At 73.0% G+C, this 14,254-nt stretch carries 15 protein-coding genes; 9 read left to right on the forward strand and 6 right to left on the reverse strand.

Annotation, left to right across the window (positions count from 1 at the left end):
* The first annotated feature begins 72 nt into the window (after positions 1–72).
* Positions 73–990, forward strand: coding sequence for a LysR family transcriptional regulator (locus DN069_RS30875; RefSeq protein WP_111506535.1), 918 nt, complete (start codon positions 73–75; stop codon positions 988–990).
* A gap of 68 nt (positions 991–1,058) precedes the next feature.
* Here DN069_RS30875 and DN069_RS30880 read toward each other — a convergent pair whose 3' ends face one another.
* Entirely contained in the window at positions 1,059–1,955 is an 897-nt protein-coding gene (locus DN069_RS30880) for a LysR family transcriptional regulator (protein WP_111506536.1), read from the reverse strand.
* Positions 1,956–2,027: 72 nt separating this feature from the next.
* Here DN069_RS30880 and DN069_RS30885 point away from each other — a divergent pair, with 72 nt between their 5' ends.
* Entirely contained in the window at positions 2,028–2,417 is a 390-nt protein-coding gene (locus DN069_RS30885; RefSeq protein WP_111506537.1) for a RidA family protein, read from the forward strand.
* A 34-nt stretch (positions 2,418–2,451) separates the two neighbouring features.
* On the opposite strand, the gene DN069_RS30890 is transcribed toward DN069_RS30885, so the two are convergent.
* The 3 genes from DN069_RS30890 to DN069_RS30900 form a co-directional block, all read right to left on the reverse strand.
* Positions 2,452–3,351, reverse strand: a complete 900-nt coding sequence (locus DN069_RS30890; RefSeq protein WP_243639962.1) for a trypsin-like serine peptidase — start codon at positions 3,349–3,351, stop codon at positions 2,452–2,454.
* 220 nt (positions 3,352–3,571) lie between these two features.
* Positions 3,572–4,555 (reverse strand): DMT family transporter, encoded by a 984-nt coding sequence (locus DN069_RS30895; protein WP_111506538.1) that lies wholly within the window; start codon positions 4,553–4,555, stop codon positions 3,572–3,574.
* A 245-nt stretch (positions 4,556–4,800) separates the two neighbouring features.
* Positions 4,801–5,718: an NADP-dependent oxidoreductase gene (locus DN069_RS30900; protein WP_111506539.1), complete on the reverse strand. Its 918-nt coding sequence runs from the start codon at positions 5,716–5,718 to the stop codon at positions 4,801–4,803.
* 173 nt (positions 5,719–5,891) lie between these two features.
* Here DN069_RS30900 and DN069_RS30905 point away from each other — a divergent pair, with 173 nt between their 5' ends.
* From DN069_RS30905 to DN069_RS30935, 7 genes are all read left to right on the forward strand, one after another.
* On the forward strand, positions 5,892–6,080 hold the full coding sequence (locus DN069_RS30905; RefSeq protein WP_111506540.1) for a hypothetical protein: 189 nt from the start codon (positions 5,892–5,894) through the stop codon (positions 6,078–6,080).
* Between the two features lie 66 nt (positions 6,081–6,146).
* Positions 6,147–6,380 carry a hypothetical protein gene (locus tag DN069_RS30910; protein WP_111506541.1) on the forward strand — a complete coding sequence of 78 codons (234 nt, stop codon included), beginning with the start codon at positions 6,147–6,149 and terminating at the stop codon, positions 6,378–6,380.
* Positions 6,361–8,034: a B12-binding domain-containing radical SAM protein gene (locus DN069_RS30915; RefSeq protein ID WP_165845716.1), complete on the forward strand. Its 1,674-nt coding sequence runs from the start codon at positions 6,361–6,363 to the stop codon at positions 8,032–8,034. Before DN069_RS30910 ends, DN069_RS30915 begins: the two co-directional genes overlap by 20 nt.
* On the forward strand, positions 8,034–8,948 hold the full coding sequence (locus DN069_RS30920; RefSeq protein ID WP_111506543.1) for an arginase family protein: 915 nt from the start codon (positions 8,034–8,036) through the stop codon (positions 8,946–8,948). The genes DN069_RS30915 and DN069_RS30920 overlap by 1 nt, the downstream gene beginning before the upstream one ends.
* Positions 8,932–10,137, forward strand: a complete 1,206-nt coding sequence (locus tag DN069_RS30925; protein WP_111506544.1) for an aspartate aminotransferase family protein — start codon at positions 8,932–8,934, stop codon at positions 10,135–10,137. Before DN069_RS30920 ends, DN069_RS30925 begins: the two co-directional genes overlap by 17 nt.
* Before the next feature lie 4 nt (positions 10,138–10,141).
* A complete protein-coding gene (locus DN069_RS30930) occupies positions 10,142–11,110 on the forward strand; it encodes a hypothetical protein (RefSeq protein WP_111506545.1) in 969 nt (322 codons plus the stop codon).
* Between the two features lie 20 nt (positions 11,111–11,130).
* Entirely contained in the window at positions 11,131–12,390 is a 1,260-nt protein-coding gene (locus DN069_RS30935; protein WP_111506546.1) for an MFS transporter, read from the forward strand.
* A gap of 37 nt (positions 12,391–12,427) precedes the next feature.
* Here the strand turns inward: DN069_RS30935 and DN069_RS30940 are convergent, their stop codons facing one another.
* Complete coding sequence (locus tag DN069_RS30940) at positions 12,428–13,501, reverse strand: ABC transporter ATP-binding protein (protein WP_111506547.1); 1,074 nt, start codon at positions 13,499–13,501, stop codon at positions 12,428–12,430.
* On the reverse strand, positions 13,498–14,254 hold a 757-nt coding region (locus DN069_RS30945; RefSeq protein WP_111506549.1), incomplete at its 5' end, for an ABC transporter permease. The genes DN069_RS30945 and DN069_RS30940, both read right to left, overlap by 4 nt.

Below are 14,254 nucleotides of genomic sequence, written 5' to 3' on the forward strand. Positions count from 1 at the left end.
ATGTGCAGGCCGTCGGCAGCACAGCTAAGCACAAGCGAGATTTTGTTCCAGCTATCTCGTAGGATCACTTACATGTTGAACCTGGAGCGCCTGCGCATCCTCGACGCCGTGGCCCGGCACGGCTCGGTCACCGGTGCTGCCGACGGCCTGCACATCACCACCTCGGCCATCTCCCAGCAGCTGGCCAAGCTGGAGCGGGAGGCCGGCCAGCGGCTGCTGGCCAAGCACGGGCGGGGCATCCGGCTGACCGACGCCGGCCTGCTGCTGGCCGAGCACGCCGCCGGGATCCTGGCCCAGGTCGAGCGGGCCAGGGCCGACCTGGAGGCGCAGCGCGGCGAGGTGGTCGGCGAACTGCGGATCGGCGCCTTCCCCACCGCGGTGCGCGGTCTGCTGCCCAAGGCGGTGACCACGCTGCGCGCGGCGCATCCGGAGCTGCGCGTGCGGGTGCAGGAGTCCGAGCCCGAGGGTTGCGTGCGCAAACTGGTCCGCGGCGACCTGGATCTGGGGATCTTCGTCGACTGGTCCAACCGGCCGTTCGCCCTCCCGGCCGGGCTGCTCAAGGCTCCGCTGATGTCCGACACCGTCGATCTGGCGGTCCCGGCCGACCATCCGCTGGCCGACCGCGCCGAGGTGGGGCTGGCGGACTTCGCCGAGGACGAGTGGATCTGCTGGCGCGAGGGCGAGTTCTGCTACGACTGGCTGGTGTTCACCATGCGCGCCATGGACATCGAGCCGCGCATCGTCCACCACGCGGAGGAGCACGAGACCCAACTGGCTCTGGTCGCCGCGGGTCTCGGCGTCGCGGTGCTGCCCCGGCTGGGCCGTGGCCCGGCCCCGGCGGGGGTCCGGCTGCTCCCGGTCCGCCGGTCGATCCAGCGGCACCTCTACGCCACCTGGCGCGCCGACCTCGACAGCCGCCCCGCGATCCGCGCGGCCCTGACCGCGCTGACCGCGGCGGCCTCGACGGCTGCGGGCGGGCGGACGGCGTAGGGACCGTCTTCGAACCCCGCCGGGCCCGATCCGCCCTGCCGAATCCGGGTCGCCCCCTGCCGGTCCGGCTACACCTGCTCGCCGACGACGGACAGCAGGTTGGCGACCAGCGGGCTGTGGTCGTCCCGGCGCCAGGCGACGGCGACGCGGGTGCGCGCGTCCCCGGGCGTGATCCGGCGGTAGGCGACCCCGTCGAGGTGGATGCGCCTGATGCTCGCCGGGGCCAGCGTGACGCCCAGCCCGGCCTGGACGAGGGCGCCCATCGTCTGCCACTCCACGGCGCGTTGGGCGATCCGGGGCGTGAAGCCGGCTTGCGCGCACAGGTCGACGATCTGGTCGTGGAGTTGGGGCCCGACCGCCCGGGGCAGCAGCACGAACGGTTCGTCCGCCAGCTCGGCGACCGGGACGGCCCTGCGGGACGCCAGGGGGTGACCGGCGGGGAGGACCGCGACGAAGGGCTCGCGCAGTACCGTCCGGAAGCCGAACTCCGGGGTGTCGTGCGGTGGTTCACGCAGCAGGCCGATGTCGAGGGCGCCGTCGCGCAGCGCGTCCAGCTGCGGTGAGCTGGTCATCTCGCGGATGTCCAGCTCCACGTCGGGAAATCGCCGCCGGTAGGTCCGCAGCACGTCCGGCAGAACCGTGAGGGCGAGGGACGCGGCGAAGCCGATCCGCAGCACACCCCGTTCTCCGCCGCCGACGCTGCGGGCCGCCCGGAGTCCTGCGTCGATCTCGGCCAACGCGCGCTGCGCGGCGGGCAGCAGCTCCCGCCCGGCCGCGGTGAGCGCGACCCCGCCCGAACCGCGGTCGAAGAGCGGGTGCCCGACCTTCTCCTCCAGCCGCCGGATCTGCTGGCTGAGTGGCGGCTGCGCGATGCCCAACCGGGCCGCCGCGCGGCCGAAGTGGAGCTCCTCGGCGAGCACGGTGAACGCGTGGAGCTGCGGCAGCGGGACCTCGGGACGTGACATAGTCCTAGAGATATCAGGTCATGCCTCAGACGCTATTAGACGTATCGCCGCAGCTCCCCTAGCGTTCGGAGCATGACGGAACGACGTTACATCCTCAGCGGATCGACCTTCGAGAAGCAGATCGGCTACGCCCGCGCCGTCGTCGACGGCGACTGGGTGCACGTGTCCGGGACGACCGGATTCGACTACGCCACCATGACCATCTCCGACGACGTGGTCGAGCAGGCCGAGCAGTGCCTGCGCAACATCGGGGTCGCGCTCGCCCAGGCCGACTGCACGTTCGCGGACGTGGTGCGGGTCCGCTACCTGCTGCCCGACCCCGCCGACTTCGAGTCCTGCTGGCCCGTCCTGCTCCGCTGCTTCGGCGAGGCCCCGCCGGCCGCCACCATGATGGGCTGCGCCCTGTCGGACAAGCGCATGAAGATCGAGATCGAGGTGACCGCGCGCCGCACGGCCGGCTGATCGAGTCGGTCCGCCGCGTTATACGGGCTCCGGCTCAGCCGCCTTCGGCCACGGCCTGGTTGTAGAGCGCGAGCACGTCGTCGTCGAAGTACGGGCTGTAGGAGACGTCCGGGGTGTCGCCGCCCTGCTGGTAGCCGCCGATGACCCCGATCACCGTGCCCGTGCCGGTGGCGCGGTCGAAGGCGGTGAGCCAGGGGCTGCCGCTGGTGCCGCCGGGGAAGGCCGGGCAGGCGATCTTCATCTGGTGGTCGCTCTGCTGCGAGGTGGTGTTGAAGCAGGCGATCGGCTCGCCCGCGTTCGCCGGGTACCCCGTCAGCGCGACGGTGCGCCCGAAGCCGAAGTTGACGCCGAGTCTGTTGCCGCCCAGCACCGACGCGATGGGCTTGTCCTGCACCGTGCCGAGCACGAGGAAGGCCACGTCCAGATCCGCGTCGCTGGAGTCGATCCAGCGCTGGTCGACCACGATGCTGCGGATCGGCCACTCCCCCTGCGGCTCCGTGCCGTCACGGTAGCCGGGCACGAAGACGATGTCGGTGTTGTAGCCGCCGCCCTTGCCGCTGTGGACGCAGTGGGCGGCGGTCACCACGATGCTCTGCCCCTGGCTCTGCACGACGCTGCCGGTGCAGAAGTGGTCCCCCTTGCCGCTGTGCGCGAAGATCGCCCCGACGCGGGCAGTGACCCGGTTGGCGGGCGCCGTCGCGGTCTTGCCGCCGTGGTTGCTGACGGCCCGCGCGAGCCGCTGCTCTGCCCACGGCGACGGCGAGGGCACAGAGCGGACGACGGCCTCACCGGAGGCGCTCGCGCTCAGACCCGCGCCGGGCGTACCCGCCGGACCGGCCTGGCCCGCGGAGGCAGGACCGGGCGAGGACGGCGTGCTCGACGCCGCCGTACTGCCGCTGCCGCAGGACGCCATCAGCGCCGCCACCGTCGCCACGGCTGCCGCCGCCGTCAACCGGCGCCGCGGCACCGGCCGCGACGCGGATGTCGACCCGTGCCCCGAGCCCAGCCGTGACCGCAGCCGTTCCCGCACACCCATGCGCCGTGCCCCTCCGTCGGATCCGCTGCCACCCGGTTCGCCTGCGGTCCATCCTGGGCCGCGACGCGGACCGGCGCGTGGCGACGCGCCGGTCCACGCGGGTGCTCTGCCGCCGGGCTCAGTGACCCCGGCGCCGGGCCGCGGGTGCCTGGACAACCAGGAACGCCAGCGCCAGGGCCAGCACCGCCAAGCCGCACCAGGAGACGAGCGGCAGCCGCTCACCGAGCACCACCACGCCGAGCACGGCCGCGACCGCGGGCTCGGCCAGCGTCAGCGTCGTCGCGACCTGCGCACTGGTGCGGCGCAGGGCGTAGCCGAAGACGCGGTAGGCGAGGAAGGTGGTGACCACCGCCAGGTGCAGCACCACCGCCGCACCCCGCGGGGTCGCCAGCCAGCCCGCGCCCTGGACCACGAGCACGGGCAGCACGAGCAGCGCCGCACCGCCGAACATCGTGCCGAGCACGCCGTCGGAGGCGTGCCCGTGGGTGATCAGCCGACCGCCGACCAGGGAGTAGCCGGCGTAGGACAACCCGGAGACGGCGGCCAGGCCGACGCCGAGCAGGTGGACCGGCGCGGCGCCGGAGGCCAGGTCGGGGCCGAGCACCAGCACCGCGCAGCCGAGGACGGCCGCCGCGGTCGCGGTCCCCCAGCGCGCCGTGGGCCTCGCACCGCCCGTCAGCCACGCCAGCAGGCCGGTGAAGACCGGCGCGCTGCCGAGTGCGACGACCGTCGCGACCGCGACACCGGAGCTCGCCAGCGCCGGGTAGAAGCTGAGCGGGTAACCGGCCACGGCGACGGCGCCGAGCCCCAGCAGCCGGCGCTCCGCGCCGGTGCAGCGGAACACCAGGGTGCGGGCCGCGCGGCTGGTGAGCAGGAGCAGCAGCCCGCCGAGCACCAGCCCGGCGGCCCCGACCCCGACCGGCGTGGCGCCGGCCGGGGCGAAGGAGGCGACGGTCCCGGTGGTACCCCAGATCAGCGCGGTGACCAGGACCGGGACAGGCCCGCGCAGCAGGTCGTGCCGCTGCGCGGGGCGGACGGAGGCGGGCGCGGCGGACGGAGACGTCGTGGAGGAAGAGGCAGAAGAAGTCGTGCGGTTCGGCACAGTCACAGTCGTGAACTTCCGTTGTCGAGAACCGTTCGGGGAATCGGATTCGCAACGGGCGCACGCCACGGCACCCGGACTGTCGCCGGGCCGTGTTCGGAGGTCAGGCCATCAACGGGTGCGCCCGGTCAGGCGCGCAGCGGAGGCAGGACCGCGTGCCAGTAGAGGTTCACACGCCGAGGCTACCCGAAGGGACGATCAAGACGCCCCTCGGTCCGACCACTGAAACGGAGCAGCGTGATCGTTCATGGGCGGACGCGGATGATGGTCTTGCCCTTGCGCCGCTCCGTCGGGTTGAGCGCGGCGACGGCATCGTCGAGGGCCGCGACGCTGTCGATGTTCGTGCGCAGCCGTCCGTCCCGTACCCGCTGGACGATCTCCCCCAGCTGGGCACGGTCCGACTCGACGACGAAATCGATCGCCACACCGTGGGCGGGGCGCGCCTCCGGCGGCCCGACGACGGTCACCAGTGTCCCTCCCGCCCGGATCAGGTCTGCGGATCGCTTCTGGATGTCGCCGCCGATGACGTCGAAGACCACGTCGACCCCGCCGACGTCTTCGAGGGTGTCGCTCTCGAGGTCGACGAACTCGTGCGCGCCGAAATCGAGCGCCTTCTGGCGGTCGGCGGCCCGTCCGGTGCCGATGACGTAGGCGCCGGCCTCGCGTGCGAGTTCGGTCACCATCGTCCCCACGGCGCCGGCTGCGCCGTGCGCGAGCACGCTCTGTCCCGCCTGAAGACGGCCGTGCTGGAACAGTCCCTGCCACGCGGTCAAACCCGAGATCGGCAGGCTCGCGCCCACCGTGAAATCGACGTCGCCCGGCAAGGGGGCAAGATTGCGCGCCTCGATCGCCACGTACTGCGCCAGGGTGCCGTCGCGATGCCAGTCGGCGAGGCCGAACACCCGCTGTCCCACCGACAGCCCGGTCGTGCCGTAACCGAGCGCGGAGACCACGCCGGCCAGCTCGTGCCCCAGAATCGACGGCGCCCGGTCACGACCCGCACGGTCGGTCCAGGTCGAGGCCCACTCCACCTCGGTCGGAACGTACCCGGACGCGTGAATCTCGACGATCACGTCGTTGATCGCCGCCTGCGGCACCGGACGCTCCACCAGCGTCATCCCAGCCGTTCCCACGGCCTCGTCCGTCACCACGATCGCCTTCATCGAAACCGCCTCCTCGGTGATGCGTCTGCTTCCGTGACCATGCTCGTCCGCAACCATCCGCCACGCACCCCGGCGCCTCCAGGCGGAACTGAGTGCGACGCGACCTCGCACCCGCAGCATGGACCGTCAAGGAGCCGCAACCGCAGGCTGCTTCAAGCAGAAGGGCTGGACACATGGAGAACAACGCGCACGAGACCGACGCTGAGCTCGGCCTGTCCGTCACCGTGACGACGAGCCCCTCCGCGATCGACGGCATCCTCGAACTGCAGTCGGAGACCGAGGCCTTCGGTGAGACCGGCGTCCAGGAGATCGACCCCGACGACAACGGCTTCGAGACGGTCCTGGGCCGGAGCTACAGCTAGGCCCTGTCCCGCACGCCGGGCACATCCACGCAGTCGACGGGTCGGATCGGACCGGGAGCGCTGAACATGAGACATCTGGGGTTCGGTCACAACGTCGCGGCCATACGCGACATCGGCTACGTCTACGCGGACGACGGGCAGAAGATCATCCGTCTCAGTGAGGCCATGGTCGACCGACTCGCCTCCGGCCGGCCCGCTGAGGAGCTCGGCGGGCTGGTCGGCCGCTATCCGGGCCTGTTCACGTACTTCGACACGGCCGATGAGGCACGAGGGAGTCTGCATGCTGCACTCACCCGCTGACACGACGGTGCCCGGCACGACGACGGCTGAACCTGCCCCGGCCCGGTTGTCGCCCTGCCAGGTCGCGCTGGTCTCGGCGCCCTACGACGAGGGCCCGCAGCTGGTGCTTCCGCTGGGCCTGATGAACATCGCCGCCTACGCGGAGGACAAGCTCGGCGAGCGGGTCGACGTCCGGCTGTACGACTTCGCCGGGTACGAGAAGGCCGACCTCGCGCCCATGCGGCGGCTGGCCGCGCACGGCGTCGAGGTGGTCGCCTTCTCCGTCTACTCCTCCCACGTCCCCACGGTGATCGCGTGGGCGCAGGAGCTGCGAAGGCTGCTGCCCGGCGTCCGGCTGATCGCCGGAGGTCCCCACGCGACGCTGGCGTGGTCCGAGTTCGTGGCCTGCTACGGCCACATCTTCGACGCCGTGGTGGCGGGCGAGGGCGAGCGGCCCTTCACCGAGCTGCTGCTGCGTCACCTGGAGGGCCTGCCGTTCGACGCGCCGCCGATCCCGGGCGTGGGCGTGCGGACCGCGGACGGCACCTCGGTGCTGCCGCCGGTCGGACCCACCGTGGAGACCGACGAGTGGGTGAACCCGTTCCGCAGCAAGGTGGCGGTGGGCACGACCACCCGGCTGGTCTACAACGACCACGTGGACCGGCGCACCCGGAGCGCGGTCGCGCTGACCACCAGCCGCAGCTGCCCGATGAAGTGCTACTTCTGCTCGATCATCGCCATGCCGGACAAGTACCGCAGCGCCAAGCCCGACCAGCTCGTCGGCTGGCTGCGCGAGGCGATGGACGAGGAGCCGTTCGAGCACGCCTACTTCATGGACGCCGACTTCTTCACCTCGCGGTCGCGGGTGCTCGCCTTCGCCGGGGCCCTGCACGAGGCCTTTCCCGACCTCACCTGGAGCACCTCGGCCACGGTGGGCCACCTGATCGCCCTGGAGGACAAGCTGCCGTACCTCAAGGAGTGCGGCCTGCGGTTCGTGGAGATGGGCATCGAGGCCGGCTCGGACCGGGAGCTGGACTTCCTGGGGAAGAAGAACTTCGGCAAGCCGGCCACCGCGGTCCAGAGCGTCCAGGCCGTCAGCGCGCTCCAGCGCCTGGGGCTCGGCGTGGGGGTGGACTACATCATGTTCTACCCGCACCAGACGCTGGAGGACCTCGCGCTCAACCTGGTGTTCCTGCGCCGCGCGGACCTGGTCGACGAGCCCAACAGCGACCACTACTTCACCGAGCTCATGCTCTACCCCGGCACTCCGCTGCGGACGTTCTACGAGAACCTGCGCGGCAAGCCGTTCGACCTGGAGCTGCTCCCGGAACTCGACGACCTCTACATCGACGGACGGGTGCTGCGGATCCGGGACCTGTTCCGCGGCGAGTTCCGCGCGCGGTACCTGGAGCGGCACGAGACCCTGCTCGACCGTCTCGTCACCGCCGCCCGGCAGGCCCAGCCGGAGAACCCGGCGCGGGCACGCGCCCTGCGCTTCGCCGAGGTGCGGCTGCGGCACGTGCCCTACCGCGTGCTGGAGGCGCTGATCCGCAACGAGGGCACGACGTCGCTGGACTCCGCCTGCCCGTGGCTGGAGGAGGCGTACGCGACCGCCGAGGCGCTGCTCGCGTCCGCCCGTCCGGAGCCCGCGCAGCTGGTGGGGGCGGGCCACTGATGAGGATCAAGCACTCCGCCCGACGCTTCCTGGGCGGGGAACCGTGGTCGGCCGACGGCGACTGGGACGTCGTCGTGGTCGGCCTACCCAGCGACGTCGGCAGCCGGGCACCCAGCCTCGCCAGGAACGGCCCGGCCAGGCTCCGCCGGGTCACCGCGGCGCTGGCCCCGGCCGGCCGCGACCGCGCGGACGGCTGGTACGACCTCGCTGCCAGGCGTTCGATCCTGGCCGGTCTGCGGCTGGCGGACTTCGGAGACCTGATCCTCGATCCGCTGGACCTGGGGAGCGATCTCAAGCAGATCCCGGCCGTGCTGCGCGAACTGCGGCAGTCCTGCCGACTGCTCGTGGTGCTCGGCGGGGACGACTCGCTGTCCTACTGGAGCTGCCGGGACGCGGAACTGCGGCGGCTGGTGCACCTCGACGCACACGAGGACGCCGCAGCACTGACCGGCGAGTACCCGCACCACGGCAACTTCATCAGCTACCTGGAGCGCGACGAGCCGGAGTTGGCGATACTGCAGTACGGGCAGCGGGACCTGGTGCCGGGACCGCCGCGACTGCCCGGACGCAACCGGGTCGCCTGCGCGTCGATCGACGTCCTCTGCGAGACCCTGGACGCCCTCGCCGCCCGGGACGCCCCCGCCGCGACGGGTGCCCGCGAGGTCGGGTACACCGCGCTCTCCGTCGACATCGACGTGCTCGACCCGCACATCATGCCGGCCGTCACCAACCCGCTCCCGGACGGCCTCGGCCTGGGCGAGCTCATGGCCGTGATCGAGGCTGCGGCCGCGCACGGGCGTCCCGTGCGCCAGTTCATGCTCACCGAGTTCGCACCGGCCGACACCGCGGGCATAGCCGACGCGGCCACGGCGGCCCATCTCCTCATGAGGTCGATCGATGCCTGCCTACGCTGACCCCGCCGAAGCCACGACCCCGCCAAAGGCCCTGCAGGACTGGCTCGGCTACGACCGCATGCTGCTCCTGGACTCCGGCAGCGCCGCGCTCTCCCTCATCCTCGACGCGCTGACCGCTTCCTGCCCGGAGGGGGGCCGCGGCAGTGCCGTGGGGGTTCCCGGCCTCGGCTGCTGGACGCTGACCAGCGCTGTGGAGGCGGTGGGCGCACGCCCGGTGTTCTACGACGTGGACCGCAGGGGCGAGCCGATCGAGCCGGCCGGCGGCAGCCCCTCTGTGCTGATCCAGCCCTGGGGCGGCACCGTCGGAGCGCACCACTTCGCGCCGGAGCTGCGCGCGGCGTTCGCGCCGCGGGTGCTGGACTGCACCCTGTCGATCTTCGGTGCCCCCGCCGCGTCGCGCGCGACGGACGGCTTCACCGCCGCGGTGATCAGCCTCGGTCAGGCCAAGCCGCTCGGACTGCCGGGCGGCGGCGGACTGCTCCTGGTCGACGACGGCGACCTTTTCGACGAACTCCGCGGCATCCTGCGGCACCACTACGAGAACCTCACCTGGACCCGGCGCGCCCGGCGGTACACCTCGTCCGACCGACTGGCCTCGGCGCTGGAGCTCCAGGTCTCCTGGCTCAAGGAGCAGCACGGAAGCAAGGTCGAGGAGGCACAGCGGCTCCGGGAGCACGTCGCCTCGGCCACGGCGCTGGAGCCGCTGGCTCCGCCGCGGGCGGTGGACACCCCGGGCATCACCGTCGTGGTGCCGTTCCTGCTGCCCGCCGACTACCCGGTCTCGGCGCGCGACCTGCACCGGGTCGCGATGGCCGAGCGGATCCCGCTGATCACGCACCCGGTCACCCCGCCGTATCTGGAGCCGGCCGGCGCGGACCTCAGCGGCGACTGCCCGGTGGCCGAGGACATGGCCCGACGGCTGGTCTTCCTGCCGTCGTCCCTGGCCGAGCTGGGTTCCCTGGACGCGCTGTCCCGGCTGCTCGACTCGGCGGCCGCGCAGGCACCCGCCTTCCGCTACCCCTACGTCGTGCCCGGAGCGGCGAAACAGGAGGCGCCCGCCGATCTGCGCGGACCGGGGATCATCGGCCGGCAGCTCAACGGCGGCTTCGTCTTCGCGCACCAGCCGAGCAGGCGTCGGTACCGGGTGTCGGCGGCGGTGGCGACGGACCTCATGGAACGGCTGGGGTGACCGTGTGACCGGCACGGCGGGGACCAAGATGGTGGGGGCCGAGACGGGGGCGGGGACCGCATGGCCCACGGCCAAGCTCCACCGCCTCGGTTCCGAGCCGACCGAGGTGTTGAGCGCACTGCTGCTGAGCATGGGGGCCGGTGTGCTCGTCTCGGCCGAGGCGGGCTCCTGGGCCGCGCAGGTGCTGCTGCGCGATGGCTTCCGACCGCTGGCCTCCGAGTGGCACTGCGTGCGGGACCTGCACTCCGATCCGCACCCCGGTGACCGCAAGAGCCGTCTCGCGTTGTCCGCCTCTCTCGCAGCCTGGCGGGCGCACGGGCTCCGCCTGGAACTCACCAGCGTCCGTGAGTTCGGGCTGGACCGGCTCGAGGAGGAGCTCTACTTCCCGATCCTGGTACGGGAGTTGTACGCACGCGGGCGCGCCCCGCACGGCGCGCAGAACCTGGCCCGGTTCCGACAACTGGCCCGGCCGCACGCCGTGGTCGCGCTGGTACGACAGGGCGGCCGGATCTGCGGCGGCGCGCTGCTGCGGTCCGAGGACCTGTCACGGCTGGACCTCCTGGTCACGGGAAGGCAGTTGGACCTCACCCGGACGCTCGTCGGGGACGTGTACAGCCTCGAGCAGGGGCTCGCCGACTGCCGGCGGGCCTTCCTGCGGGCCCTCGCGGTGGCCGCGCGCCAGGGCGGCTGGACCGCGCTCTCCTACGGCGCCGACATGTCCTGGGTACACCTGGGCTACGTCCCCGTGGTCGTGGAGAAACTCCGCTGGACCGATGCGGTCCTGGCCACCGCCGGAAAAAGGCAGCCCTACTTCCGCAGCGGCGCGGCGCCCGGCGCCGACGGCACCGGGCTGCTGCTGTCCGCCTCGGCGGGCGGCGCGCGCTTCGAGCGGGTCGGCGCCGAGCAGGACCAGTACGAGTCGCTCACCGCACGGCTGACACGGATCGCCCGCGCCGCCGGAAGCCCCACCTGACCGCGAAGGACACCGCGCTGATGCTCTCCGTCCCACCCGAGCCTCCCTTCCGGACCCTCCTGACCAGCAGGATCTGCTCCGCGCTGGCCGGCCCGGCCGTGCCGGTGCTGCTCGTCATGACGGTGCTCTCCACCGCGCACGGGCCGCGTACGCTGAGCGCCGTCCTCGCGGCCGAGGCGGCGCCCGCAGTGGTGTTCCTCTTCATCGGAGGAGTCGTCAGCGACCGCTTCTCGCGCCGTCGCCTGGTCGTCATGGCCGACGTCGTCAGTGCCGTCACCTGCGTGCTGCTGGCGGCGCTGCTGTGGAGCCATGCCGCCTCGGCGACGGCGCTCTGCGCCCTCGCCGCGGTCAACGGCGCCAATCAGGCCCTGCTGTTCCCGGCCTACCGGGCGCTGTTCCCAAGGACCGTCACACCGGCCAACCTGCAGGCCGCGAACAGCATCCGCAGTCTGGTCGGCTCCCTCAGCGGCATCGCCGGCCCGGCCCTGGCCGGCGCCCTGACGCCGCTGACGGGCCTGGCCGGGGCGTGGAGCGCGTGCGCGGTGGGCTACGCCGCCTCCGCTGTGCTGATGCTGCGGGTGGCGGTCGACGCCCAGGGCAGTACCGACGACTCGGTGCTCGCGCAGATGCGTTCCAGCTGGCGGTACTTCCGCAGCCAGCCCTGGCTCGTCGCGGTCGACGCGTACGCGGCGGTCTGGCATCTGATGGTGTGGGCACCCTTTCTGGTCGCCGGCGCCCTCGTGGTGGACCAGCGGTACGGGGGCGCGCACTCCTGGGGCTACCTGCAGGCCTCGATCGGCGCGGGGACGCTGCTCGGCGCGGTCCTGGCCAACCGGATGCGGGTGGCGCGCGTGCTGGTCGTCGCGGTGGCCGGGGTGGGGATCTTCGGCGCGGTCGACCTCGGCCTCGGGGCGGGTTTGCCGCTCGCCGCGCTGCTGGCCGCCGCCGCGGTCGGCGGCGTCGGCCTGTCCGTCGGCGACATCTGCTGGTCCGCGACGCTGCAGGCACGGGTGCCCGACGCCGTCCTCGGGCAGATCTTCAGTTACGACTACCTGGTCTCCGTGGCCTTGCTGCCCTTCGGCCTGATGCTGGTGCCGTCGCTGTCCGCGGCCTTCGGCAGCGTGACCCTGCTGACGGCCGGAGGGGTGGTCTCCTTCGCGGGGATGGTCGCCCTGTGGGTGCTTCCCTTCGTCCGCGGCGTCCTGGACGAGACCCCGGCCGTCGCCGGCCCGACCGCCGCCGAAGACCTGGCCGAGGCCGAAGCCCTGGCCGACGTCTGAGGAGCCGCCGCGCTGGACGGCACGCCACGGTCGGGCTCTACGCCGGGTAGGCGCGGGTCTGGGACGCCTTGACCGCCGCCCAGACCTCGCTGCCCTCGTGGAGGGCGAGGTCGGCGACGGCCGCCGGGGTGAGGTCCGCGGTGAGGCGGAGCGGCCCGGCGAGGTCGAGGCGGACCTGGTCGCCGTGGCGCTCCATGCCGACGACGGTGACCGGCCACTGGTTGCGCGCGCTGGTGTCCGGGCGGGCACGGTGGACGGTGACGGCCGCCGGTGCGAACGCGGCGAAGACCGGGCCGTCGACGGCGTCCGCGACGGCGAGGGCAGGCCCGTCGTCGAGGGTAACCTCGTGGCCGCCGGCCGTGCCGCGGAACAGGTTGAGGCCGACGAGGCGCGCGATGTAGTCGCTGCGCGGGTGGCGGGCGATGTCGGCGGGCGTCCCCTGCTGGACCGCGCGGCCGTGCTCCAGCACGACCAGACGGTCCGCCAGCACCATGGCGTCCAGCGGGTCGTGGGTGACCAGCACGGCGACCGCCTCGAACGCGGCCAGGTGGCGGCGCAGCGTGGTGCGGACCTCCAGCCGGGTGCGCGCGTCCAGGGCGGCCATGGGCTCGTCCAGGAGCAGCAGCCGCGGCCGGGGCGCGAGGGCGCGGGCCAGCGCGACGCGCTGCGCCTGGCCGCCGGACAGGGCGCGCGGGCGTGAGCGCGCGAGGTCGGCGAGGCCGACACGGTCGAGCCATTCGTGTGCGTGGGCGCGGGCCTCGTGCTTGGGGTGGCCGTGGGCGCGCAGTCCGAAGGCGACGTTGTCGAGCGCGGACAGGTGCGGGAAGAGCAGGTAGTCCTGGAAGACCACACCGACGGGCCGTAGCTCGGTCGGCACCCGGACGCGCGCCGCCGGGTCCTCCAGCAGCGTGCCGTCGAGCCGGAGGTGACCACCGGTCAGTTTGGCGAGGCCGGCCAGCGCGCGCAGCGCGGTGGTCTTGCCCGCGCCGTTGGGACCGAGCAGGGCGACGACCTCGCCGGAGGCGACGGTCAGCGGCAGGTCGAGCGAGAACGCGCCGCGGTCGACGACAAGCCGCGCGTCCAGCGCGGGCGAGGAGGGCTGCGGGGTCATGCCTGCGCTCCCGTCGTCCAGCGGCCGCGCAGCGCGAGCAGGACCGCGAGCGAGACGGCGAGCAGCACCAGGCTGAGCGCCACCGCCGCGTCGGGACTGTCCTGCAGCTGCAGGTAGACGGCCAGCGGCAGGGTCTGCGTGGTGCCGGGGAAGTTCCCCGCGAAGGTGATGGTCGCGCCGAACTCGCCCAGCGCACGGGCCCAGGCCAGCACCGCGCCCGCGCCGACGCCGGGGGCGATCAACGGCAGGGTCACCCGCCGGAAGACCTGGAACCGGGAGGCGCCGAGCGTCAGCGCGGCCTCCTCGTAGCGGGTGTCGGCGCCGCCCAGCGCGCCCTCGACGCTGAGCACCAGGAACGGCATCGCGACGAACGCCTCGGCGACGACGACGCCGGCCGTGGTGAACGGCAGCGTGATGCCGAAGGCGCTGTCGAGCCAGCGGCCGAGGACGCCGTTGCGGCCGAGGACCAGCAGCAGCGCGACGCCGCCGACGACGGGGGGCATCACGAGCGGCAGGGTGACCAGGGTGCGGGCGAGCCGTCGCCCGGGGAACTCGGTGCGGGCCAGCAGCCAGGCGAGCGGCACGCCCAGCAGCAGCGACACCGCCGTCGCGGCCGTCGCCGTGATCAACGACAGGCGCAGCGCGGGCCAGACCACGTCGCCGCTGAGCAGCTGCGGCATGGCCCGCCAGGGCGCCCGGACGAGCAGGCCGACGAAGGGCAGCACCAGGAAGGCCAGGCCGACCACGGCGGGC

Source organism: Streptacidiphilus pinicola (assembly GCF_003258295.1).
Taxonomy (GTDB): Bacteria; Actinomycetota; Actinomycetes; order Streptomycetales; family Streptomycetaceae; genus Streptacidiphilus; species Streptacidiphilus pinicola.